This is a genomic window from Delftia acidovorans SPH-1, from assembly GCF_000018665.1.
Lineage (GTDB): Bacteria > Pseudomonadota > Gammaproteobacteria > Burkholderiales > Burkholderiaceae_C > Comamonas > Comamonas acidovorans.
Genome location: NC_010002.1, coordinates 6497929 through 6520766, shown reverse-complemented (window position 1 = coordinate 6520766; position 22838 = coordinate 6497929). Strand labels below are relative to the sequence as shown.

The window sequence follows — 22838 nt, the reverse complement described above, 5'->3', positions numbered from 1 at the left end:
CCGCCGCTGTCCTGAACCTAGGCGGGCGGGCTGCAGGCCCGCCCGCATTGCATCCGCCCCATGAACCACACCCACAAGAAACCCCTGCCCGGCACCACGCTGCACTACATCGACGCCCGCGCCGCCGTCGATGCCCTCTCGCCCGGCGCCTGGGCACGCATGCCCTACACCGCCCGCGTCCACGCCGAGAACCTTGTGCGCCGCGCCGATCCCGCGCAGCTGGACAGCTACCTGCTGCAGCTCATCGAGCGCCGCCGCGACATCGACTTTCCCTGGTACCCCGTGCGCGTGGTCTGCCACGACATCCTGGGCCAGACCGCCCTGGTGGACCTGGCCGGCCTGCGCGACGCCATTGCGGCCGAAGGCGGCGACCCCGCCCAGGTCAACCCCGTCGTTCCCGTGCAGCTCATCGTGGACCATTCGCTGGCCGTGGAGTGCGGCGGCTTCGATCCCGACGCCTTCGTGAAGAACCGCGCCATCGAGGACCGCCGCAACGAGGACCGCTTCCACTTCATCGAGTGGACAAAAAAAGCCTTTGCCAACGTGGATGTGATCCCCGCAGGGAACGGGATCATGCACCAGATCAATCTGGAAAAAATGTCCCCCGTGGTGACCGTGCAGGATGGCCTGGCCTTCCCCGATACCTGCGTGGGCACGGACAGTCACACGCCCCATGTCGATGCCCTGGGCGTGATCGCCGTGGGCGTGGGTGGCCTTGAGGCCGAGAACGTCATGCTGGGCCGCGCCTGCTGGATGCGCCTGCCCGAGATCGTGGGCGTGCGCCTCACGGGCCGGCGCCAGGGCGGCATCACCGCCACCGACATCGTGCTGGCCCTGACCGAATTCCTGCGCCAGCAAAAAGTCGTCGGCGCCTATGTGGAATTCTTTGGCGAGGGCGCCGACAGCCTGAGCATCGGTGACCGCGCCACCATCTCCAACATGTGCCCCGAATACGGCGCCACGGCGGCCATGTTCTCCATTGACGACCAGACGCTGGCCTACCTGCGCCTGACCGGCCGCGACGAGGCCCAGGTGCGCCTGGTCGAAGCCTATGCGCGCACTGCAGGTTTCTGGAGCGACAGCCTGGCCGATGCCCAGTACGAGCGCGTGCTGCAGTTCGACCTGTCCACCGTGGTGCGCAACATGGCCGGCCCCTCGAATCCGCACCGGCGCCTGCCCACCTCGGCCCTGGCCGAGCGCGGCATTGCCGATGCGGCAAAACTGCAGGCCGCCCGCGCCCAGGAGGCGCAAGGCCTGATGCCCGATGGGGCCGTCATCATCGCCGCCATCACCAGCTGCACCAACACCAGCAACCCGCGCAACGTCATCGCCGCGGCCTTGCTGGCGCGCAACGCCAACCGTCTTGGATTGGTGCGCAAGCCCTGGGTCAAATCCTCGCTGGCGCCGGGCTCCAAGGCCGTGGAGCTGTATCTGAAGGAGGCCGGGCTGCTCACCGAGCTGGAGCAGCTGGGCTTTGGCATCGTCGCCTTTGCCTGCACCACCTGCAACGGCATGAGCGGCGCGCTGGACCCCAGGATCCAGCAGGAAATCATCGAGCGCGACCTCTACGCCACGGCCGTGCTCTCGGGCAACCGCAACTTCGACGGGCGCATCCATCCCCAGGCCAAACAAGCCTTCCTGGCCTCGCCGCCGCTGGTCGTGGCCTATGCGCTGGCGGGCACCATCCACTTCGACATCGAGCAGGACGTGCTGGCCGTGGTGGACGGCCGCGAGATCCGCCTCAAGGACCTGTGGCCCGCCGACGAGGAGATCGACGCCATCGTCGAGCAAGCGGTCAAACCTGCGCAATTCCGCGCCGTCTACGAACCCATGTTCGCCATCCGCAAGGACGACGGAAACAAGGCCTCGCCCCAGTACGACTGGCGCCCCCAGTCCACCTACATCCGCCGCCCGCCGTACTGGGACACCGAAGGCGTGGGCGCGCTGGCGGCCTTCCCGCGCACCCTCACCGGCATGCGGCCGCTGGCCCTGCTGCCCGACAACATCACCACCGACCACCTGTCGCCCTCCAACGCCATCCTGGCCGACAGCGCCGCGGGCGAATACCTGGCGCGCATGGGCCTGCCCGAGGAGGACTTCAACTCCTACGCCACCCACCGCGGCGACCACCTCACCGCCATGCGGGCCACCTTTGCCAACCCGCAGCTGGTCAATGAAATGGCCGTCATCGACGGCGTGCAGCACAAGGGCTCGCTGGCGCGCATCGAGCCCGAAGGGCGCGTGGTGCGCATGTGGGAGGCCATGGAAACCTACCTGAACCGCCGCCAGCCGCTGATCATCATCGCGGGCGCCGACTACGGCCAGGGCTCCAGCCGCGACTGGGCCGCCAAGGGCGTGCGCCTGGCGGGCGTGGAGGCGGTGGTGGCCGAAGGCTTCGAGCGCATCCACCGCACCAACCTCATCGGCATGGGCGTGCTGCCGCTGCAGTTCGTGCCGGGCACCAACCGCAAGACCCTGGCCCTGGACGGCACGGAGGTCTATGGCGTGGAAGGCGAGCGCACGCCGGGAACCCAACTCACTCTGGTGATTGAACGAAGAGGTGGCCAGACGCTGCGCGTGCCCGTGACCTGCCGGCTGGACACGGCCGAGGAGGTATCGGCCTACGAGGCAGGCGGCGTGCTGCAGCGCTTTGCGCAGGACTTCCTGGCGCAGGCTCAGGCCGCCTGAGCAGGGGGCGCGCCGGCGGCCAGCGGCTGGCGCGCCAGCTCGATGAAGGCCTGCAGATAGTCGGTCTGCAGGTCCGCCACGCGCGCGCCCAGGAAGATCTGCTTGGCAATGCCCTTGGCGCCCAGGCGCACGGGCACCACGTCCAGCTTGCCCGCGTACTCCTGCACCAGCCAGCGCGGCAGGGCCGCCACGCCCCGGCCGCTGGCCACCATCTGCATCATGATGTCCGTGGTCTCTATGGCCTTCTGGCGGCGCGGCGTGATGCCGGCCGGCATGAGGAACTGGTTGTAGATGTCCAGCCGGTCCATGGGAACGGGATAGGTGATCAGCACCTCGGGCGCGAGCTGGGCGGCCTCCACGAAATCGGCCCCTGCCAGCGCATGCGCGCTGGAGACCACCAGCACCTGCTCGTAGTCGAACACGGGCACGAACTCCAGGCCCGTCTTGAACAGCGGATCGGGCGTGACCAGCAGGTCGATCTCGTAGCCGAACAGCGCGCCGATGCCGCCGAACTGGAATTTCTGCTTCACATCCACATCCACATCGGGCCAGCTCGCCAGATAGGGCGCGACGATCTTGAGCAGCCACTGGTAGCAGGGATGGCACTCCATGCCGATGCGCAGCGCGCCGCGCTCGCCCTGGGCGAACTGGCGCAGCCGCTCCTCGGCCAGGTCCAGCTGGGGCAGCACGCGCTGGGCCACGGCCAGCAGGTACTGGCCGGCCTGCGTCAGGCGCAGGCTGCGGCCTTCGCGCAGCCAGATGTCCGTGCCCAGCTGCTGCTCCAGCTTCTTCATGCTGTGGCTCAGCGCCGACTGCGTCACGCACAGCACGCCGGCCGCCGCCGTCAGCGAGCCCTGTTTTTCGACTTCACGGACGATGGCAAGGTGGGTGCGTTCCAACATGTTGGTGAGAAAAATTCATGGATTTATGAGCTAAAAAAATTCTAGTTCATTGATGTGAATCCATTCCATGGCTGCCTTCATCGATTGAAAGCAGTGCATGACCATCATTCATCACCTCGGTTTCCCCCATCGGCGCCCGGCGCGCTACGCGGCCGGTGCGCCGGGCTGCAGGGCGCCGTGCAGGAAGGACTGCTCCATCACGGCCGCCACGCTGGCCCGCGCAACACGGCCGCGCCGCTCCGCATCCAGCAGGCCCACGGCCATGGAAAGCCACAGCTCGGTCATCGCCGCTGCCGTGATGTCGATGCGGAACACGCCGGCCTGCTGACCGCGCAGGAAAAAGGCATCCATGGCCGCCACCCATTCGCTCTCTATCTGGCCGACCACCGAGATGTCGGAGCGCCAGAAATACATCAGGAACAGCAGCAGCGTCTGGTGGTCCTGGCAGTGGGTGGTGAGGCGGCGCAGCGCCTCCAGCGGCGCGTGGCGCTCCAGCTCGGCCGCGTGCATGGCGCGCGACAGGGTGTCGGCCGCATGCCCTATGAGCCGGTCGATGAGCTGGTCGCGCGTGGGGCAGAAGCGGTAGAGCGTGGCCTTGCTGATGCCGATGGCGCGTGCCAGCTCCTGCAGATTGGCCTTGGGATCGTCCAGCAGCGCCAGTGCCAGTGCGCCCAGCAGCTTGCCTTCGTCCTCTTGCTTGGTGCTCGTCATCGCTTGTCATGCCTCCTTGGAAAGTGCATGGATTTTATCTGTTGATGTTTTAAAGCATCAAATGAATCGATGTTGACTCATTTGATTCTGATATGTACCATCGCGGCCTTCGTATCGAACTCAATCAGGTTGTGAAAATGAGCATGCGTCTGAACAAGCGACGTGGCCTGCCGCTGGCGGCCCTGGTGCTGGCCGCCCTGGCCGCCCTTGCAGCGGGCTGCGGCCGCAACGAGGCTCCGGCCGCAGCGGGTGACGCGCTGCCCGTGGTGCAGGCCGTCACCGTGCAGCCCGCGCCGCTGGCCCTGTCCAGCGAGCTGCCGGGCCGTATCGAGCCCGTGCGCGTGGCCGAGGTGCGTGCGCGGGTGGCCGGCATCGTGCTGCGCCGCCATTTCGAGGAAGGCGCCGACGTCCGGGCCGGCCAGGTGCTGTTCCAGATCGACCCGGCGCCCCTGCGCGCCGCGCTGTCCCGCGCCCAGGGCCAGCTGGCCAGCGCCGAGGCGGCCCTGCTCGATGCGCGTGCCGTGGTCGGCCGCAACGCGCCGCTGGTGGCGCAGGAGGCGGTCAGCCGCCAGGACTTCGAGGCCATGCAGGCCCGCCTGCAGGCGGCCCAGGCCGCGCGGCAGTCCGCCCAGGCCGAGGTGCAGGCGGCCGCCCTGAACCTGGAATACGCCACGGTCAGGGCGCCTATCGCGGGCCGCATCGGCCGTGCGCTGGTCACCGAGGGCGCCCTGGTGGGCCAGGGCGAGGCCACGCCCATGGCGCTGGTCCAGCAGCTCGACCCGGTCTATGCCGACTTCCAGCAGCCCGTGGCCGAAGCCCAGCGCCTGCGCGCGGCCCTGGCCGAGGGCCGCCTGGCACAGACGGCGGGCAAGGACGGCACGCCGGTCTCCCTGAAGGTGGACGGCACGGGCCTGCAGCGCACGGGGCGGCTGATGTTCTCGGATGTGACGGTGGACCGCGGCACGGGCCAGATGGCGCTGCGCGGGCGCTTCGACAACCGCGACGGCATGCTGCTGCCCGGCATGTATGTGCGCGTGACCGTGGGCCAGGGCGTGGACCCTGCCGCCATCCTGGTGCCGCAGCGGGCCGTGCAGCGCAGCACCGACGGGCAGGCCCACGTGCTGGTGGTGGACGGCCAGGACACGCTGCAGATGCGCCCCGTGCAGACCGCGGCCATGCATGGCGCGCAGTGGCAGATCAGCGCAGGCCTCAAGGGCGGCGAGCGCGTGGTGGTGGGCCGCATGGCGGGCCTGCAGCCCGGGGCGCGGGTTCAGGTCACGGCCCTTTCCGATGCCGCGGCCTCCCCTACGGCGGGGCTGTCCGGCACCTTCAGCGCCTCCGGCAGCTCCGCCACGTCCAGCGACTGAGCCGGCGCCTGCCCAAGGAATAGACCATGTCCAAGTTCTTCATCAGCCGCCCCAACTTCGCCTGGGTGGTGGCCATCTTCATCATGCTCGCCGGGCTGCTGGCCATACCGGCGCTGCCCGTCTCCCAGTTTCCCAACGTGGCGCCGCCGCAGATCTCGATCACCGCCAACTACCCGGGCGCCTCCGCCACCACGGTGATGGAGTCGGTGACCAGCGTCATCGAGGAGGAGCTCAACGGCACCAAGGGGCTGCTGTACTTCGACTCCTCCAGCGGCTCCACGGGCCTGGCCGAGATCACGGCCACCTTCGCCCCGGGCACCGAGCCCGCGCTGGCCCAGGTGGAGGTGCAAAACCGCATCAAGAAGGCCGAGGCGCGCCTGCCCGCGTCCGTGATGCAGATGGGCCTGCAGGTCGAGCAGGCCAGCGCCAACTTCCTGATGATCTACTCGCTGACCTACAAGGACGGCAGCGGCGGCAACAGCGAGGTGGCCCTGTCCGACTACGCCGTGCGCAACATCAACAACGAGATCCGCCGCGTGCCCGGCGTGGGCAAGGTGCAGTTCTTCGCTGCCGATGTGGCCATGCGCGTGTGGGTCGATCCGAACAAGCTGCTGGGCTACGGCCTGTCGATGGCGGACGTGAACGCGGCCATCGCCGCCCAGAACGCGCAGGTGCCGGCCGGCAGCTTTGGCGCCTCGCCCGCAGGGCCCGGCCAGGAGCTGAGCGCCACCATTGCCGTCAAGGGCACGCTGGCCTCGCCCGAGGAGTTCGGCCAGATCGTGCTGCGTGCCAGGGCCGATGGCTCGGCCGTGCGCCTGGCCGATGTGGCGCGGCTGGAGGTCGGCCAGCTGGACTACAGCTTTTCCTCGCGCGAGGACGGCCGCCAGGGCGTGGCCGCCGCCGTGCAGCTGGCGCCCGGCGCCAACGCCATGCAGACCGCCAAGGCCGTCAAGGCGCGCCTGGCCGAGCTGTCGCAGAACTTCCCCGCCGGCATCCAGTACGCCGTGCCCTATGACACCTCGCGCTTCGTGGAAGTGGCCATCGGCAAGGTCATCCAGACCCTGGTGGAGGCCGTGGCGCTGGTGTTCCTGGTGATGTGGCTGTTCCTGCAGAACCTGCGCTACACGCTGATTCCCACCATCGTCGTGCCCGTGTGCCTGGCCGGCACCCTGGGCGTGATGTATGCGCTGGGCTTTTCGGTGAACATGATGACCATGTTCGGCATGGTGCTGGCCATCGGCATCCTGGTGGACGACGCCATCGTGGTGGTGGAGAACGTGGAGCGCCTCATGGCCGAGGAGGGGCTGTCGCCGCTGGCCGCCACGGTCAAGGCCATGCAGCAGGTCTCGGGCGCCATCGTCGGCATCACCCTGGTGCTGGTGGCCGTGTTCCTGCCGCTGGCCTTCATGAGCGGCTCGGTGGGCGTGATCTACCGGCAGTTCTCGCTGTCGCTGGCCGTGTCCATCCTGTTCTCGGGGCTGCTGGCTCTGACCTTCACGCCGGCGCTGTGCGCCACGCTGCTCAAGCCCATTGCCAAGGGCCACCACGCCGAGCGCAAGGGCTTCTTCGGCTGGTTCAACCGCCGCTTCGCGGCGCTGACCGAGCGCTTCGACCTGCTCAACCAGCGGCTGGTGCGCCGCGCCGGGCGCTGCATGCTGGTGTATGCCGCCATCGTGGCCGGGCTGGGCGTGGCGTACACGCGCATGCCCGAATCCTTCGTGCCCTACGAGGACATGGGCTACTACATCGTCGGCGTGCAGCTGCCGCCGGGCGCCACCACGGAGCGCACCAAGGCCATGGTCAAGGACATGGAGGACTACATCCAGGGCCGCCCCGCCACGGCCCAGGCCGAGTTCCTGATGGGCTACAGCTTCTCGGGCATGGGGCAGAACGCGGCCCTGGCCTTCGTCACGCTCAAGGACTGGTCGGTGCGCGGCGCCGGGCAGGCGTCGTGGGACGAGGTGCAGGCCTTCAACCAGCGCTTTGCCAGCCTGTCCGACGGCACTGTCATGGCCGTGGACCCGCCGCCCATCGACGGCCTGGGCAACTCCGGCGGCTTTGCGCTGCGCCTGCAGGACCGCGCCAACCTGGGCCGCGAAGCGCTGATCGCCGCGCGCGACCAGCTGCTGGCCAAGGCCAATGCCTCGCCCATCATTGCCTACGCCATGATGGAAAACCTGGAGGATGCGCCCCAGCTGCGGCTGGACATCGACCGGCGCAAGGCGCAGGCCCAGGGCGTGGATTTCAGCGCCATCAACACGGCCCTGTCCACCGCCTACGGCTCGGCCGTGATCAACGAGTTCCCCAACGCGGGCCGCCTGCAGCGCGTGGTGGTGCAGGCCGATGCCCAGGCCCGCGCGCGGCCCGAGGACATCCTGCGCCTGCACGTGCCCAACGCCGGCGGGCAGCAGGTGCCGCTGTCGGCCTTTGCCACGGTGCGCTGGGAAAGCGGGCCGGTGCAGATCTCGCGCTACAACGGCTATCCGGCCTTCCGCATCTCGGGCGACGCCAGGCCCGGCCACACCACGGGCGAGGCCATGGCCGAGCTGGAACGCATCATGGCCGAGATGCCGCGCGGCATAGGCTACGAGTGGACGGCCCTGTCCTTCCAGGAGAAAGCTGCCGGTGCCCAGGCGCCCAAGCTGTTCGCGCTGGCCATCGTGGTGGTGTTCCTCCTGCTGGTGGCCCTGTACGAGAGCTGGAGCATTCCCGCCGCCGTGATGCTGATCGTGCCCATAGGCGCGCTGGGATCGGTGCTTGCCACCTCGGCCGTGGGCCTGTCCAACGACGTGTACTTCAAGGTGGGCCTGATCACCATCATCGGCCTGGCGGCCAAGAACGCCATCCTGATCGTGGAGTTCGCCAGGGACCTGCATGCGCAGGGGCACAGCCTGGCGCAGGCCGCGCTGCAGGCGGCGCGGCTGCGCTTTCGGCCCATCGTCATGACCTCGCTGGCCTTCATCCTGGGCGTGGTGCCGCTGGCGCTGGCCTCGGGTGCGGGCGCCTCCAGCCAGGCCGCCATCGGCTTCGGCGTGATCGGCGGCATGCTGTCGGCCACGCTGCTGGGGGTGGTCTTCGTTCCCGTCTTCTTCGTCTGGGTGCTGTCCCTGTTCCGGCGCAAGGCGCCGGCCGGCACCCCGCCTGCCCTGCAGGCCCCGGCAACCTCCATCGAGTAAGCGCCATGTCCATGCACTTCTTCCCACGCGCCCTGTGCGCCCTGGCCGCCAGCCTGGTGCTGGCCGGCTGCTCCCTCGCCCCGGTCCACCAGCGTCCGCAGGCGCCCATTCCCACGCAGTGGCCGCAACAGGATGCGGCGCCCGTGCTGTCCTCGTCGGCGGCCACGCTGGACTGGAACAGCTTCATCGCCGACCGCCAGCTGCGCCAGCTGGTGGACCTGGCCCAGGCCCACAACCGCGACCTGCGCCAGACCCTGCTCAACGTGGAGGCGGCACGCGCCCTGTACCAGGTGCAGCGCGCCGACCGCCTGCCGGGCGTGGGCCTGCAGGGCGGCGGCACGCGCCAGCGCCTGCCGGGCGACATGAATGCCACGGGCCAGCCGCAGGTGCAGGGCAGCTGGCAGGCCGGCTTGGGGGTGGCCGCCTTCGAGCTGGACCTGTTTGGCCGCGTGCGCAACCTGTCCGAAGCCGCCCTGGGCGAGTACCTGGCCACCGAAGAGGCCGCGCGCGCCGCCCGCATCAGCCTGGGCGCCGAAGTGGTGCAGGCCTACCTGTCCCGCGACGGGGCCCTGCGCCGGCTGCAACTGGCGCAGCGCACGCTGCAAAGCCGTGAATCCTCGCTGCGCCTGACCGCGCAGCGGCGCCAGGCGGGCACGGCCACGGCCCTGGACCACCAGGATGCCCTGGGCCTGGCCGCCCAGGCCCGCGCCGACGTGGAGCGCAGCGAACGCGAGCTGCGCCAGGCCGGCAACGCCCTGCTGCTGCTGACGGGCGTGGAGGATCTGGGGCCGTACTTGTCCGCAGAGTCGTCCCAACCGTCCCAGCCATCCGATGTACCCCTGCTGCTGCAGGACCTGTCGGCCGGCACGCCTTCCGAATTGCTCATCCACCGCCCCGACATCCAGGCGGCCGAGCACCGGCTGCGCGCGCGCAGCGCGGACATTGGTGCGGCGCGCGCGGCCTTCTTCCCGCGCATCTCGCTCACCGGGTTCCTGGGATCGTCCAGCGCCGATCTGTCCGACCTGTTCCGCTCGGGCCAGCGCGCCTGGTCGTTCACTCCGCAGGTCACGCTGCCCCTCTTCGACGGGGGCCGCAACCGCGCCAACCTCGACCTGGCCGTGCTGCGCAAGGACATGGCCGTGGCAGCCTACGAGCAGGCCATCCAGACCGCCTTCCGCGAAGTGGCCGACGCCCTGGCCGCCACCGACACGCTGCGCCGCGAGGAAGGCGCGCGCCTGGCGCTGCGCGACAGCAGCCGCGAAAGCCTGCGGCTGGCGCAGGCCCGTTACCAGGCGGGGGTGGACGACCATCTGCGCTACCTGGACGCACAGCGCAACGCCTTCGCCAACGAAAGCGCCTACATCGATACCGTGACCCAGCGGCAGTTGGCACTGGCCCAGCTGTTCCGCGTGCTGGGCGGCAGCTGGACTGCGCCGCCGCCGCCACCACCGCAGTCCCAGCCTGTGGCGGCCTTCCAGCAGCCCTGAGCACCGAGCAGCCCTGAGCCCCGGCTACGCCGCCTCCACCCGCGCGTTGTAGGCCGCCAGGGTCCGCTGCCAGGCGGGCCGGGCCAGGCATCTGTCGCGGTAGGCCACCACGGCGGGGCAGGGCGCGGTCAGCGTGCGGTCCGGGATGCAGGCGAGCACATGCGCCATCAGGATGTCGGCCACCGTGAATTCGTCGGTGGCAATGAAGCGGCGCCCGTCCAGCCAGCGCTCCAGGTTGCCCAGCATGCGATGCGCCCAGCCCACCAGGAATTCGCGGTGCTTGCCGCAGCTGCCATCGGCCGTCCAGTCCAGCACCATCAGGCTGAGCAGCGGCGGCTCCACCGTGTTCATGGCTGCAAAGCACCAGCGCAGCACCTGGGCCTCGCCGGTTGCATCGGAGGGCATCAGCCGGCCGCACTTCCTGGCCAGATGCAGCACGATGGCGGCCGACTCCGAAATCACCTGCCCGTCATCGTCCAGCGCCGGAATCTGCTCGAAGGGGCTGAGCCGGCGGTAGGCCTCGGTGTTCAGGTCGTGCGCGGGATGGTCCATGCCCGCGATCTCGAAGGGCAGCTGCATCTCTTCGAGTGCCCACAGCACGCGCAGATCGCGCGTGCGGCCGCGCGCGCCGGCATTGACCCTGGAAAAACCGTAGAGCTTGAGCATGGTGGCGTTCTCCGCAGTGGTGATCCTGCCGGCCATGCTACTCGTGGCTGCCGAGGTGTGGGCACCACCTGGCGTCCCGTTCACGGCAGCGCGTTCACAGCGCTCCGAACACCTCGGGCAAGGCGGCATCGCGCGGCATGCCGCCATAGCTCTTGGTGCCGCCCTGGCTGTCGATCACCACGATGCCCGGCGTGCCACGGAAGCCCAGGGACATCATCAGCTTGCGGTGGGCCTCCAGCGTCTTGCGCACGTCGGGGCCGACGCTGAAGGCGGGCGCTATGCCGCCCTGGGCGGACTTCTTCTCGTGCTCCATCAGTGCGGCCGCGCGGTCCGGGGCCTGCAGGATGGCGGCGGCCTTGGCGGGGCTGTCGTCCCGGATCACGCCCACCAGGATGTGGCGCAGCTGCACCTTGCCTGCGTCCACCCAGGGACGCGCGGCCTCCCAGAACTTGTGGCAGTACTTGCAGTTGGGGTCGGTGAAGGTGTAGATCACGCGCGGCGCATCGGCCTTGCCGTCGGGCACCCAGGTGGAGGCCTCCAGCTGCGACTGCACGGTGTCGCCCGCCGGCTTGGCGGTCTGGGCCTTGGCCTGGGGGGCCTGGGCCGTGGCAGGACCTTCTGCGGCCGTGGCCCTGCCCGCCGCCAGAAAGAGGCTGGCAGCCATGCCTGCAAAAAGGACGGTGCGTTGAAGATGCATGGGAACTCCTTGAAACGATTGAATGAATGATGGGGCGGCGCTGCGCGACAAGCGTGCAACGCCTGGTGCTGTGGCAACAGCGGCGGACGGTGTGAGTCGGAGTGCATCCGCCGCGTTCCATCGGTCCAGGAAATCGCTTGCGGCAATCTCGCACACGACGGCCGACCGGCCACACGCCGTTGCCGCCGCGTTGCAGCCCATGGGCTTCGCACGCCGCTGATTGTCATTGACACCCTTGCAGATGCTGCGCATCGGCGCTGGGCAGTCGTCATTGCAGACAGCCAGGGCGAGCGGGGCAGGGGGGAGGAGGGCTTGCGCCCGGCGCGGCAGGCAGTCTTGAAAGCGGGGGCCGGTCCCGCCTCCGTGCTCAGGGCGCAGCGGCAATCTCGGTCTGGCCATCGGGCCCGGCCACCAGAGTGACGGGCAGGATCTGGACCAGCATGCGTGCGAACTCGGCGGGGCGGCTGGTCTGGTAGGTGCCGCCAATGCGCAGGGCCGCCACGGCCGGGTCGTGCACCACCAGGCCGGTCGGCCCGTAGCGCTCCAGCTCGGCCAGGGCGTCGGCCAGGGGCGTGTTCTCGAAGCGGATCAGTCCCTTGCGCCACAGCGCAATGCTGCCGGGCGCCACAGCCGCCACCGGACCGAGCACGCCTGCAGGCGACACGCTCAGGGCCTGGCCCGCGACCAGGTCGGCAGGCGTTGCCGCGCCTTGCGCACCGGCCACGCGCACATGGCCTTCCTGCACGGCCACCTGGGCGCTGCCCGCCTCCATGCCCGTGGCGCGATAGCGCACGGAAAACCGCGTGCCGCCCACGGTGACGCGCGCCGGGCCGGCCAGCACATGAAAGGGCCTGTCGCTGTCGGGCGCCACGGCAAACAGGATCTGCCCTTGCGTGATGCGCACCTCGCGCCGGTCGCGGTACAGAGTTACCTGCGCCTGGGTATCGGCATCCAGGGACAGTGCGGTGCCATCCGGCAAGGTGATGGTCCTGGCCTGGCCGCGTGGGGTCAGGTGGCTGCTGGTGAAGGTGGGCTGCTGCTGCCACTGGTGCCAGCCCACGCCCACGGCCAAGGCCAAGGCCACCGTGCAGCACAGGGCCGCCAGGGCAGGGCGCTGCAGCAGGCGGGACCAGCTCCAGCCTTGGCGCTCTTCGGAGGACGGGCGCTGCGGGGCCGGTTCCGGGCGTGCGTGAGGCGCCGACTGCGAGCGCCGGCGTGCCTGCTCCGCGCGCAGGCGCGCCACCTGTTCGGGGGGAATGGACCGCGCTGCCGCCAGGCTCTGGCCCAGGTGGCGCAAGGCGGCCTCGTGCGCCGTGCTGGCCGCCAGCCATTCAGTGAATTCGGCTTCTTCCTCGGCGGTCAGGCCTTGCTCCATGCGCGTGTGCCAGTCGGCCGCAGCGAGGTCGATGGGGTTTTGCCCGCGGAAGAACTCTTCCAGTTCGCGCACCTGCGCAGCCTTGTCCAGGGGCGCGGTGCAGAAGCGGTAGCGGCGCATGCGTGCGGATTCCCGGCCTCAGAAGCTGGTCCAGTCCTGCGATTCGGCAGACGGTTTGGCCGCAGCCAGGCGTGCAGGGCTTGCAGGGCGCGCGCCAGCTGCGGGTCGTGCCGGTGCCGGCCTGGCCGGCGCCAGCGCGGATGCCGTGGCCGCGCGGGTGGGCACGGACGCCGGCAGCGGCGCCTGCAAACGCGGCTGCTGTGCCGCGCCATCCTGGTCGCCCAGGCGGAAGATGGCCACGGCCTGCACCAGGCGCTGGGCCTGGGACTTGAGGCTGGAGGCCGCCGCCGCGCTTTCCTCCACCAGGGCGGCGTTTTGCTGCGTGACCTGGTCCATCTGGCTCATGGCCTGCCCGACCTGGGCCACACCGGCGCTTTGCTCGTCGCTGGCATTGCTGATCTCGCCCATGAGGTCGGTCACGCGCTGTATGGATTGCAGCACCTCGGCCATGGTGGCGCCGGCCTGGTCGGCCAGCTCCGCGCCCTGGCTGACGCGCGTGGCGCTGTCAGTGATGAGCTGCTTGATCTCGCGGGCGGCCTGCGCGCTGCGCTGGGCCAGGGTGCGCACTTCGGCGGCCACCACGGCAAAGCCCTTGCCCTGCTCGCCGGCGCGTGCGGCCTCGACGGCGGCGTTCAGGGCCAGGATGTTGGTCTGGAAGGCGATGGAGTCGATCACGCCCACGATGTCGCCGATCTGGCGCGAGCTGGCATGGATGTCCTGCATGGCGCCCACTACTTCCTGCACCACGGTGCCGCCCTTGGCCGCGATCTGGCTGGCGCCGCGCGCGAGCTGGTTGACCTGGCGCGCGTTGTCCGCGTTCTGCTGCACGGTGGAAGACAGCTCGTCCATGGAGGCTGCGGTTTCCTGCAGCGCGCTGGCCTGCTGCTCGGTGCGGCGGCTCAGGTCGGCATTGCCCTTGGCGATCTGCTCGCTGGCCACGGCCACGCTGTCGGCGTTGTTGCGCACATCGCTGACCACGCTGGCCAGGCTCTGGTGCATGGCGTTGAGCGAGGCCTGCACGCTGCCGGCGGGCGCTTCGCTGCGCACCAGTCCGGGGTCGAGGTTGCCGTCGGCGATCTGGCGGGCGACTTCACCGAGCTGGGCAGGCTCGGCCCCCAGCGCGCGTGTCAGGCCGCGTGCGATCAGCCGGCCCATGAGCAGGGCCAGCACGAAGGCGACCGCGCTCACGCCGATCTGCATGTTGCGTTGCTGCACATAGGACTGCGTGGCCTGCTCCACCATGACCTGGGCGTGCTGGCGCGTGAGCTGGCTGTACTCGTCGGTGGCCGCGATCAGCTGGGCCAGCAGCGGCCGGCACTCGCTGTTCATCTTGGCAATGGCCTCGTCCCTTTGCTGGCGCAGCGCCAGCGAAACGATGTCCAGCGCCACAGGGCCGTAGCGCTGCTCTATCTGGTCGATGCGGGCGACCAGGGCGCGAGCCTCCTCGCCTACCCCGGGCGCGGCCACCAGGGCCTTGAGCTGGTCCAGGTGGGACTTGACCGCGGCATGGGCGGCGTACACGGCCGTTTTTTCCATGTCCAGATCGGCTGGCGTGTTCACCAGCACCAGGTTGCGCGCCGCGATGGCGCGGCTGTCCACGGCCGCGCGCACCTGTTCGGCCAGATGGGCGCGGGCGTTCACGCCGTCGACGAACTGGGTCAGGTTGCGGTCGGAACCGTCCAGCGCATGAAGGGCAGATACGGAAACCAGTGCGACCAGTAAAGCCAGGGCGGTAAAGGCGGCGTAGAGCTTGGTCTTGACGGTCCAGGTGCGGAGATTCATGGCGCTTTCCAGGTAGGTGGTGCAAGTATCAGTTTCTATCAAAAATAAATGATTTATTTGATAAAGCCCTAAGGGTGAATTGTTAAATTTCAACTTGAATTGACAAATTCAGGCTAGGTGGGTGTTAGGCGTTACCAGCCCGCTTCCCAGGCGGGCTGGATCAAGAAAGTCCGCATTTCATGAACGCATGCGGGTCTTGCACCTGGGATGCCGGGTGCGCCGGCGCTACAGTCGGGGCCCCTACCCCATGCATACCCCTCCCCACATCCAAGGCTGGTGCCCCGGCGCCTGGCAGCCCATGGCCTCCGGCGATGGGCTGGTGCTGCGCGTGCGCCCGCCGCTGGGCCGCCTGACGGTGGCCCAGGCGCGGCGGCTGGCGCGCCTGGCCTGGGTGCATGGCAACGGCGCGCTGGAGCTGTCCAGCCGCGCCAATGTGCAGTTGCGCGGCATTGCGCCCGGGCGGCACGCCGCCGTGCTGCGCGCCCTGGCGGCCGTGGGCCTGCTGGACGCCGACGCGCGCCGCGAGCGCCGCCGCAACCTGGTGATCGACCCGCTGTGCCGGCCGCAGGAGGCCGTCCATGCGCTGGGCCAGGCCCTGCAGCAGGCGCTGGATGCGGCCGACGACCTGGCGGGGCTGCCGGCCAAGTTCGGCTGGTCGGTGGAGGGCGCGCCGGGCCGGCTGGCCGGCGTGTCCGCCGATATCCGCCTGCAGCGCACAGCCATCGGCTGGCTGGTGCAGCCCGATGGACGGCAGCAGGCGCTGGCCGTGGCCGATGCCAGCCAGGCCGTGGCCGCAGGCCTGGCACTGGCGCGCTGGTTTGCCGGTCAGGCCACCCTTCGCCGCGCCCAGGGCTTGCGGCCCGGACGCATGGCCGCGGTGGCGGCGCAACTGCAGCCGCTCCCCGGACTGGACTGGGTGGAGACAGAAACCCCGGCCCACGGCGAAGGACCGGCGCCTGGTGCCGTGCCCGGCGTGGGCCGGCTGCTGGGCGCGCCGCTGGGCCGCTTGCCGGCCGTGGCGCTGGCGCGGCTGGTGCGCGCCTTGCCTGAGCAGGCCTTTTTGCGTGTGACACCCTGGCGCATGCTGCTGGTGGAAGACGCCGGAGCCGGCGCGGCGCTGCCCCGCTGGTGGGCGGCTGCAGGGCTGGACGACGCCGCTGACTGGATCACCCACGCCCATGACCCGCGCCTGCGCGTATCCGCCTGTACCGGCGCGCCTGGCTGCATCCAGGCCCTGGGTCCCACGCAGTCCCTGGCGCTGGAGCTGGCGCCGCAGGTGCCCCACGGCGCGCACCTGCATGTGACCGGATGCGCCAAGGGCTGCGCGCGGCAGGCGCCGGCCACGGTGGTGCTGCGGGCCGAAGGTGAAGACGAGGGCGAAGGCCCTGTCTATTCCGTAGTGCGCCACGGCCGTGCCGGGGATAGGGCGCAGGAGCAGCGGACCCTGGGCTCGGTGCGAGACAATCCGGGATTGCTGTTTTCAAAAGAATAATGCTGCACCGCTACGAAACCGATGGAGCCGAGATCTACCGGCAGTCCTTTGCCACCATCCGCCGCGAGGCGGCGCTGGAACGCTTCACGCCTGTTGAGGAACGCGTGGTGGTGCGCATGATCCACGCCGCCGGCCTGGTGGAGCTGGCCCCGCACGTGGCCTTCTCGCCGGGCATGGCCGAGGCCGCCGCGCAGGCCCTGCAAAAGGGCGCGCCCGTGCTGTGCGACGTGCGCATGGTCAGCGAGGGCATCACGCGCTCGCGCCTGCCCGCCGCCAACCCCATCATCTGCACGCTGCAGGACGAGCGCGTGCCCGCGCTGGCCCGTGACATGGGCAACACGCGCAGCGCCGCCGCGCTGGAGCTGTGGCGCCCGCACCTGGCCGGCGCCGTGGTGGCCATCGGCAATGCGCCCACGGCCCTGTTCCACCTGCTCAACATGCTGCAGGACCCGGCCTGCCCCCGGCCGGCCGCCATCATCGGCTGCCCCGTGGGCTTTGTGGGCGCCATGGAATCCAAGCAGGCGCTGATGCAGGACCTGCCCGTTCCCTGCATGGCCGTGCACGGCCGCCTGGGCGGCTCGGCCATCACCGTGGCCGCCATCAACGCACTGGCCAGCCATGTCGAGTAGGCAGCCGCGTCCCGGCCAGGGCGGGCCCGGCATTGTCTGCGTGGGCCTGGGCCCGGGCGACCCCGAGCTCATGAGCGTCAAGGCCGACCGCCTGGTGCGCGGCGCCCGCCAGGTGGCGTTCTTCCGCAAGAAGGGCCGGCCCGGCAAGGCCCGCCAGCTGGTGGACGGCCTGCTGGCCCAAGGCGCTGCCGAGCACGCCATGGAGTACCCGGTGACCACCGAGCTGCCCGTGGACAGCCCCGCCTATGTGGACCTGCTGGCGCGCTTCTACGACGACTGGTGCCTGCGCCTGGAAGCGCTGGCGCAGACCGAGCAGGTGGTGGTGCTGTGCGAGGGCGACCCCTTCCTCTACGGCTCCTTCATGCATCTGTACACCCGGCTGCGCGAACGCGGACAGGTGCCGCTGGACGTGGTGCCCGGCATCCCCGGCATGGTGGGCTGCTGGCACGCCACGGGCGAGCCCATCACCTGGGGCGACGACGTGCTCAGCGTGATGACGGGCACCCTGTCGGAAGACGAACTGGTGCGCCGCATGCAGACGGCCGAGGCCCTGGTCGTCATGAAGGTCGGCCGCAACCTGCCGCGCATTCGCCGCGCCCTGCAGCGCACGGGCCGGCTTGACGCCGCCTGGCTGGTGCAGAACGGCACCACGGACAGCGAGCAGGTCGCGCGCCTGGGCGATGTGTCCGACGACGCCTGCCCCTATTTCGCCATCGTGCTCGTGCACGGCCAGGGCCGCCGGCCGGAGGCCGCATGGTGAGCGCCGGCCGCCTGACGGTGGTGGGGCTGGGCCCGGGCGCACTGGACCAGATCACGCCCGAAGCCGCAGCCGCCTTGCACGCGGCCGACGATGTGGTCGGCTACCTGCCCTATGTGTCCCGCGCGCAGGCCCTGCTGGCGCAGGGGGGTCAGGGCCAGGCCGTGGCCTGGCATGCCTCGGACAACCGCGTGGAGCTGGAGCGCGCGCGCCAGGCCCTGGCGCTGGCCGCGCAGGGGCGGCAGGTGGTCGTGGTGTCCTCGGGCGACCCGGGCGTGTTCGCCATGGCGTCGGCCGTGTTCGAGGCCATGGAATCCGCCGATGCGGTGCAGGCCGCCGCCTGGCAGGCGCTCGATATCCAGGTGCTGCCCGGCATCACCGCCATGCTGGCCGCCGCCGCGCGCGCTGGTGCGCCGCTGGGCCATGACTTTTGCTGCATCAATCTCTCGGACAACCTCAAGCCCTGGCCGGTGATCGCGCGGCGCGTGGAACTGGCGGCCGAGGCCGACTTCGCCATGGCCTTCTACAACCCGCGCTCCAAGAGCCGGCCCGAAGGCTTTGTGCGCCTGCTGCAGCTGCTGCGCACCCGCTGCGAGCCGCAGCGCCTGCTGGTGTTCGCGCGCGCCGTGTCCACGCCCGAGGAACACTTGCACGTATGCACGCTGGCCGAGGCCACGCCCGAGATGGCCGACATGCGCACCGTGGTCCTGGTGGGCAACAGCGCCACGCGCCGCGTGGGCCGCTGGGTCTACACGCCACGCCACTACGGCATGGATGGCGGCGCGGACGGTGCTGGCGGCGCGGGCGGTGCTGTCGGCAGCACGCCATGAGCAATCCAGTGCAGCACCGCAGCCACCGACCCGGTGCGCTGGCGCTGCGGCAGCGCCGGGCGCTGCACCATCACCACGGGCAGGCCCAGGGCGCGTGCGGCATCGAGCTTGCCGCGCGTGGCCTCGCCGCCTGCGTTCTTGGCCACCAGCCATTCGATGCCGTGCGTGCGCAGCAAGGCCTCGTCATCGGCCGCGCTGTAAGGCCCGCGCCCCAGCACCACCGTGGTGTGGGGCAGGGGCAGGCTGCCGGGCTCGGGCGCATCGACCAGGCGCAGCAGATAGTGGTGCTGCGGCTGGCCCGCAAAGGCCGCAAGCTGCTTGCGGCCCACGGCCAGAAACACCCGGGCGGCTGCCTGGGGCAGGGCGGCAGCGGCGGCTTGCATGTCGGGCACGTCGATCCAGGCATCGCCGGCACTGGCCTGCCAGGGCTCGCGCTCCAGCGCCAGCAGCGGCGTGCCGGTGGCGGCGCAGGCCTCGCAGGCATTGCGGCTCATCTGCGCGGCGAACGGATGGGTGGCATCGACCACATGGCTGATGGCCTGCCCGCGCAGAAACTGCGCCAGGCCCTGGGCACCGCCAAACCCGCCCACGCGCGTGGGCAGGGGCTGGGCCACGGGCGACTGCGTGACGCCCGCATACGAGAACACGGCGGCAATGCCGGCGCGGTGCAGGGCCTGGGCCATCTGGCTGGCGCCGCTGGTGCCGCCCAGCAGGAGAACATGGGGCATGACTGATCCCTGGTTGACATTGGTGGGCCTGAACGAAGACGGCCTGGACGGCCTCTCGCCCGCCGCGCTGCGCGCGCTGGACGCGGCCGAGACCGTTTTTGGCGGGCCGCGCCACCTGTCGCTGGCCGGTGCCGGCGAGCGGGGCCGGCCCTGGCCCGTGCCCTTTGACGTGGCACCCGTGCTGGCCTGCCGTGGCCGGCCCACGGTGGTGCTGGCGTCGGGCGATCCGTTCTGGTTCGGGGCGGGCGGCAGCCTGGCGGCGCATCTGGCGCCGCAGGAGTGGCGCTGCCACGCCCAACCTTCGACATTTTCGCTGCTGGCGTCCCGCCTGGGCTGGAAGCTGGAAGACACGGTCTGCCTGGGCCTGCACGCCGGCCACGTGGAGCAGCTGCTGCCGCACCTGTCGCCAGGCCGCCAGTCGCTGGTGCTGCTGCGCGATGGCGCCGCCGTGGCCGCATTGGCGGACTGGCTGGTGCAGGAAGGCTGGGGCGACAGCCGCCTGGAGGTCATGGAATCCGTGGGCGGCCCGCGCGAGCGCCGCCGCGCATGGCGCGCCGCCGAAGCCGCCCAGGCCCTGGCCGCCGACCCTGCCTGCGCGCCCGTGGCCGTGGCCGTGCTCGCCCAGGGCGGCGCGGCCCTGCCGCTGGTGCCGGGCCGGCCCAATCACTGGTACGCCAACGACGGCCAGATCACCAAGGCCCCGGCCCGCGCGCTGACCCTGGCGGCTCTTGCGCCGCGCCACGGCGAATGCCTGTGGGATGTGGGCGGCGGCTCGGGCTCGGTGGCCGTGGAGTGGTGCCTGGCCGGTGGCTCGGCCATCAGCCTGGAGCAGCATGCGGCGCGTGCGGACAACATCCGCCTCAACGCCCGGCGCTTCGGCCTGCAGGCGCGCCTGCGCGTGGTGCAGGGCGTGGCGCCCGAGGCGCTGGCCGAACTGCAGGCGCTGGCCCGGCCCCAGGCCGTGTTCGTGGGCGGGGGCTTTGACGCCGAATTGTTCGAGCGCCTGCAGGCCCTCATGCCCGCGGGCTGCCGCCTGGTCGTCAACGCCGTGACGCTGGAGACCGAGGCCCTGCTGGTGCAACTGCAGGCCGAGCACGGCGGCCAGCTGCTGCGGCTGGAGATTTCCAGCGCCGAGCCGCTGGGCCGCATGCGCAGCTGGAAGGCTGCGCGGCCGCTGGTGCAGTGGAGCTGGCAGCGGTGAACCCGGACGAAGCCATCCCCCACCGCTGCGGCGTGCTGGGCCTGGGCCTGCACACCGACGCACTGCCCCATGCGCTGCAGGCGCTGTGGCAGCGGGCGCAGGCGCAGCTGCCGGAAAGCGCAGACGCAAGCGCCTGCGCGCCCCAGCCCATCTGCGCCGTGGCCGTGCTGGACACCAAGGCCGGCCACCCGGCGCTGGCCGCCTGGATGGCGGCTATCGTGCCTACGGCCGTTCTGGTGCGCGTGCCGCCAGGACAACTGCCAGGGCAGCCCGTGGTCACGCAGTCGCCGCGCATGCTGGCGCGCTATGGCACGGGCAGCGTGGCCGAGGCGGCGGCGCTGGCCGCCGCAGGCCCGCACTCCGCCCTGAGCGTGACCCGTCTGGTGGCGGACGACGGCAGCGCCACCCTGGCCCTGGCCGTGGGCCAGGGCGGACCTCTGAACTGTTGCCTGGCCCACGCCAGCCAGGCCAAGAAACAAGGAGCAACGGCATGACCGTGCATTTCATCGGCGCCGGCCCCGGCGCCGCCGACCTGATCACCGTGCGCGGGCGCGACCTCATGGCGGCCTGTCCGGTCTGCCTGTACGCAGGCTCGCTGATACCGCGCGAGCTGCTGGCGCACTGCCCGCCGGGCGCGCGCATCGTCAACACCGCCTCCATGAGCCTGGACGACATCGTGGCCGAGATCCAGGCCGCCGAGGCGCGTGGCGAAGACGTGGCGCGCCTGCACTCGGGCGACCTGTCCGTCTGGTCGGCCATGGGCGAGCAGCTGCGCCGCCTGCGCGAGGCCGGCATTGCCTACACCGTCACGCCCGGCGTGCCCTCGTTCGCGGCCGCCGCCGCCACGCTGGGCGCGGAGCTGACCCTGCCCGGCCTGTGCCAGTCCGTGGTGCTGACGCGCACCTCGGGCCGCGCCACGGCCATGCCCGAGGGCGAGAACCTGGCCGCCTTCGCGGCCACGGGCGCCGTGCTGGCCATCCATCTGTCCATCCATGTGGCCGCCAAGGTGCAGTCCGAGCTGCTGCCGCACTACGGCGCCGACTGCCCCGTGGCCATCGTCTGGCGCGCCAGCTGGCCTGACGAAACCGTGGTGCGCACCACGGTGGGCGGCCTGACCGAGGCCGTGGCCACCCACATGGAGCGCACGGCCCTGATCCTGGTGGGCCGCAGCCTGCAGGCCGAGGACTTCGGCGAAAGCCGCCTCTACGCGGCCGACTACGACCGCCGCTACCGCCCGCTGGGCACCGAGCCGCGCTTTCCCGCCACCGATGTGCATGCGAATGCCGCGCTGGATACCGCGAGGGATACCTTGAGGGACACCGTGAGCGACACCGTGATCGACGTGCCCCCCGGGAGCCCCGCCCCATGAGCGCGGCCCTGCCGCCCGTGGCGCTGAGCCTGATCGGCATCGGCACGGGCAACCCCGACCACCTCACGCGCGAAGCCCAGGCCGCCATGCAGGCCGCCGACCTGATCCTGCTGCCCCACAAGGGCGAGGACAAGGCCGAACTCGCCGCCCTGCGCCGCGACCTGTGCGATGCCGTGCTCACTGCGCCCGGCCCGCGCATCGAAGGCTTCGACATGCCCGTGCGCCGCAGCGTGGGCGACGACTACCTGGCCCAGGTCGATGAATGGCATGCGGCCATCACGCGCTGCTGGCAGGCGGCCATCGCCCGGTCCCTGGACGAGGGGCTGCAGCCGCGCACCCCCGGCCAGCCCTTGCAGGTCGCCCTGCTGGTCTGGGGGGACCCGGCTCTGTACGACAGCACGCTGCGCATCGCGGCGCGCATGCAGCCGGCGCCGCACAGAGTGCGCGTGGTGGCGGGCATCAGCTCCATGCAGGTGCTGTGCGCCGCGCATGCGATTGCGCTCAACGGCATAGGCCAGCCCTTCGTGGTGACCACGGGCCGCCAGCTGCGCGAGCAGGGCTGGCCGCCCGGCGTGGACACGGCCGTGGTGATGCTGGACGGGCAGTGCAGCTTCACCGAGCTGCCCTCCCACGGCCTGCACATCTGGTGGGGCGCCTACCTGGGCATGGACCGCCAGATGCTGGACAGCGGCCCGCTGGCCGAGGCCGCCCCGCGCATCGCGCAGGCCCGCGCCGCAGCGCGCGAGCGGCATGGCTGGATCATGGATATCTACCTGCTGCGGCGCGGCAGTTGACTGCAGAGCGGCACAACGCAGGCATGGTCATGCGAATGGTGGGTTTGATATCTAAATCATCGAATTG

At 70.7% G+C, this 22838-nt stretch carries 19 protein-coding genes; 12 read left to right on the top strand and 7 right to left on the bottom strand.

The annotated features are described in order from the left end of the window. The first annotated feature begins 60 nt into the window (after positions 1 to 60). A complete protein-coding gene (gene acnD, locus DACI_RS29630; protein WP_012207658.1) occupies positions 61 to 2688 on the top strand; it encodes a Fe/S-dependent 2-methylisocitrate dehydratase AcnD in 2628 nt (875 codons plus the stop codon). On the opposite strand, the gene DACI_RS29625 is transcribed toward acnD, so the two are convergent. Both DACI_RS29625 and DACI_RS29620 read right to left on the bottom strand, forming a co-directional pair. Then, complete coding sequence (locus DACI_RS29625) at positions 2676 to 3590, bottom strand: LysR family transcriptional regulator (RefSeq protein WP_012207657.1); 915 nt, start codon at positions 3588 to 3590, stop codon at positions 2676 to 2678. The genes acnD and DACI_RS29625 overlap by 13 nt on opposite strands. Before the next feature lie 144 nt (positions 3591 to 3734). Then, positions 3735 to 4301 carry a TetR/AcrR family transcriptional regulator gene (locus DACI_RS29620; RefSeq protein ID WP_012207656.1) on the bottom strand — a complete coding sequence of 189 codons (567 nt, stop codon included), beginning with the start codon at positions 4299 to 4301 and terminating at the stop codon, positions 3735 to 3737. A gap of 137 nt (positions 4302 to 4438) precedes the next feature. On the opposite strand from DACI_RS29620, the gene DACI_RS29615 reads away from it, so the two are divergent. The 3 genes from DACI_RS29615 to DACI_RS29605 are packed head-to-tail and all read left to right on the top strand — an operon-like array spanning position 4439 to position 10331. Further along, positions 4439 to 5668 (top strand): efflux RND transporter periplasmic adaptor subunit, encoded by a 1230-nt coding sequence (locus DACI_RS29615; protein WP_012207655.1) that lies wholly within the window; start codon positions 4439 to 4441, stop codon positions 5666 to 5668. Positions 5669 to 5694: 26 nt separating this feature from the next. Continuing rightward, complete coding sequence (locus tag DACI_RS29610) at positions 5695 to 8844, top strand: multidrug efflux RND transporter permease subunit (protein WP_012207654.1); 3150 nt, start codon at positions 5695 to 5697, stop codon at positions 8842 to 8844. A gap of 5 nt (positions 8845 to 8849) precedes the next feature. After that, entirely contained in the window at positions 8850 to 10331 is a 1482-nt protein-coding gene (locus tag DACI_RS29605; RefSeq protein ID WP_012207653.1) for an efflux transporter outer membrane subunit, read from the top strand. A gap of 24 nt (positions 10332 to 10355) precedes the next feature. On the opposite strand, the gene DACI_RS29600 is transcribed toward DACI_RS29605, so the two are convergent. From DACI_RS29600 to DACI_RS29585, 4 genes are all read right to left on the bottom strand, one after another. After that, a complete protein-coding gene (locus DACI_RS29600; RefSeq protein ID WP_225971012.1) occupies positions 10356 to 11033 on the bottom strand; it encodes a glutathione S-transferase family protein in 678 nt (225 codons plus the stop codon). Positions 11034 to 11091: 58 nt separating this feature from the next. Further along, positions 11092 to 11694 carry a thiol:disulfide interchange protein DsbG gene (gene dsbG, locus DACI_RS29595; RefSeq protein ID WP_043782977.1) on the bottom strand — a complete coding sequence of 201 codons (603 nt, stop codon included), beginning with the start codon at positions 11692 to 11694 and terminating at the stop codon, positions 11092 to 11094. A 367-nt stretch (positions 11695 to 12061) separates the two neighbouring features. Further along, a complete protein-coding gene (locus tag DACI_RS29590) occupies positions 12062 to 13189 on the bottom strand; it encodes a FecR family protein (protein ID WP_012207650.1) in 1128 nt (375 codons plus the stop codon). 18 nt (positions 13190 to 13207) lie between these two features. Then, entirely contained in the window at positions 13208 to 14971 is a 1764-nt protein-coding gene (locus tag DACI_RS29585; protein WP_043782975.1) for a methyl-accepting chemotaxis protein, read from the bottom strand. A 247-nt stretch (positions 14972 to 15218) separates the two neighbouring features. Here DACI_RS29585 and DACI_RS29580 point away from each other — a divergent pair, with 247 nt between their 5' ends. Genes DACI_RS29580 through cobJ form a run of 4 tightly spaced genes read left to right on the top strand, consistent with a single transcriptional unit; the run spans position 15219 to position 18679 of the window. Then, positions 15219 to 16463, top strand: a complete 1245-nt coding sequence (locus DACI_RS29580) for a precorrin-3B synthase (RefSeq protein ID WP_043782973.1) — start codon at positions 15219 to 15221, stop codon at positions 16461 to 16463. Beyond that, on the top strand, positions 16463 to 17092 hold the full coding sequence (locus DACI_RS29575; protein WP_012207647.1) for a precorrin-8X methylmutase: 630 nt from the start codon (positions 16463 to 16465) through the stop codon (positions 17090 to 17092). The genes DACI_RS29580 and DACI_RS29575 overlap by 1 nt, the downstream gene beginning before the upstream one ends. Next, a complete protein-coding gene (gene cobI, locus DACI_RS29570) occupies positions 17082 to 17852 on the top strand; it encodes a precorrin-2 C(20)-methyltransferase (protein WP_012207646.1) in 771 nt (256 codons plus the stop codon). The genes DACI_RS29575 and cobI overlap by 11 nt, the downstream gene beginning before the upstream one ends. After that, complete coding sequence (gene cobJ / locus DACI_RS29565) at positions 17846 to 18679, top strand: precorrin-3B C(17)-methyltransferase (RefSeq protein ID WP_012207645.1); 834 nt, start codon at positions 17846 to 17848, stop codon at positions 18677 to 18679. The genes cobI and cobJ overlap by 7 nt, the downstream gene beginning before the upstream one ends. Here cobJ and DACI_RS29560 read toward each other — a convergent pair. Then, positions 18613 to 19407: a cobalt-precorrin-6A reductase gene (locus tag DACI_RS29560; RefSeq protein ID WP_043782972.1), complete on the bottom strand. Its 795-nt coding sequence runs from the start codon at positions 19405 to 19407 to the stop codon at positions 18613 to 18615. The genes cobJ and DACI_RS29560 overlap by 67 nt on opposite strands. Here DACI_RS29560 and DACI_RS29555 point away from each other — a divergent pair. From DACI_RS29555 to cobF, 4 genes are read left to right on the top strand one after another with little or no spacing between them, the layout of a single operon-like run. Continuing rightward, on the top strand, positions 19406 to 20608 hold the full coding sequence (locus DACI_RS29555; RefSeq protein ID WP_012207643.1) for a bifunctional cobalt-precorrin-7 (C(5))-methyltransferase/cobalt-precorrin-6B (C(15))-methyltransferase: 1203 nt from the start codon (positions 19406 to 19408) through the stop codon (positions 20606 to 20608). The two genes, DACI_RS29560 and DACI_RS29555, sit on opposite strands and share 2 nt — an antisense overlap. Continuing rightward, complete coding sequence (locus DACI_RS29550; protein ID WP_012207642.1) at positions 20605 to 21102, top strand: cobalamin biosynthesis protein; 498 nt, start codon at positions 20605 to 20607, stop codon at positions 21100 to 21102. Before DACI_RS29555 ends, DACI_RS29550 begins: the two co-directional genes overlap by 4 nt. After that, a complete protein-coding gene (cobM, locus tag DACI_RS29545) occupies positions 21099 to 21977 on the top strand; it encodes a precorrin-4 C(11)-methyltransferase (RefSeq protein ID WP_012207641.1) in 879 nt (292 codons plus the stop codon). The genes DACI_RS29550 and cobM overlap by 4 nt, the downstream gene beginning before the upstream one ends. After that, positions 21974 to 22771, top strand: a complete 798-nt coding sequence (gene cobF / locus DACI_RS29540; RefSeq protein WP_012207640.1) for a precorrin-6A synthase (deacetylating) — start codon at positions 21974 to 21976, stop codon at positions 22769 to 22771. Before cobM ends, cobF begins: the two co-directional genes overlap by 4 nt. The last annotated feature ends 67 nt before the right edge of the window (positions 22772 to 22838 follow it).

Coding starts and splice junctions, on each gene's coding strand:
- acnD (WP_012207658.1), top strand. CDS start 61: ATGAACCACACCCACAAGAAACCCCTGCCCGGCACCACGCTGCACTAC.
- DACI_RS29625 (WP_012207657.1), bottom strand. CDS start 3,590: ATGTTGGAACGCACCCACCTTGCCATCGTCCGTGAAGTCGAAAAACAG.
- DACI_RS29620 (WP_012207656.1), bottom strand. CDS start 4,301: ATGACGAGCACCAAGCAAGAGGACGAAGGCAAGCTGCTGGGCGCACTG.
- DACI_RS29615 (WP_012207655.1), top strand. CDS start 4,439: ATGAGCATGCGTCTGAACAAGCGACGTGGCCTGCCGCTGGCGGCCCTG.
- DACI_RS29610 (WP_012207654.1), top strand. CDS start 5,695: ATGTCCAAGTTCTTCATCAGCCGCCCCAACTTCGCCTGGGTGGTGGCC.
- DACI_RS29605 (WP_012207653.1), top strand. CDS start 8,850: ATGTCCATGCACTTCTTCCCACGCGCCCTGTGCGCCCTGGCCGCCAGC.
- DACI_RS29600 (WP_225971012.1), bottom strand. CDS start 11,033: ATGGCCGGCAGGATCACCACTGCGGAGAACGCCACCATGCTCAAGCTC.
- dsbG (WP_043782977.1), bottom strand. CDS start 11,694: ATGCATCTTCAACGCACCGTCCTTTTTGCAGGCATGGCTGCCAGCCTC.
- DACI_RS29590 (WP_012207650.1), bottom strand. CDS start 13,189: ATGCGCCGCTACCGCTTCTGCACCGCGCCCCTGGACAAGGCTGCGCAG.
- DACI_RS29585 (WP_043782975.1), bottom strand. CDS start 14,971: ATGAATCTCCGCACCTGGACCGTCAAGACCAAGCTCTACGCCGCCTTT.
- DACI_RS29580 (WP_043782973.1), top strand. CDS start 15,219: ATGCATACCCCTCCCCACATCCAAGGCTGGTGCCCCGGCGCCTGGCAG.
- DACI_RS29575 (WP_012207647.1), top strand. CDS start 16,463: ATGCTGCACCGCTACGAAACCGATGGAGCCGAGATCTACCGGCAGTCC.
- cobI (WP_012207646.1), top strand. CDS start 17,082: ATGTCGAGTAGGCAGCCGCGTCCCGGCCAGGGCGGGCCCGGCATTGTC.
- cobJ (WP_012207645.1), top strand. CDS start 17,846: ATGGTGAGCGCCGGCCGCCTGACGGTGGTGGGGCTGGGCCCGGGCGCA.
- DACI_RS29555 (WP_012207643.1), top strand. CDS start 19,406: ATGACTGATCCCTGGTTGACATTGGTGGGCCTGAACGAAGACGGCCTG.
- DACI_RS29560 (WP_043782972.1), bottom strand. CDS start 19,407: ATGCCCCATGTTCTCCTGCTGGGCGGCACCAGCGGCGCCAGCCAGATG.
- cobM (WP_012207641.1), top strand. CDS start 21,099: ATGACCGTGCATTTCATCGGCGCCGGCCCCGGCGCCGCCGACCTGATC.
- cobF (WP_012207640.1), top strand. CDS start 21,974: ATGAGCGCGGCCCTGCCGCCCGTGGCGCTGAGCCTGATCGGCATCGGC.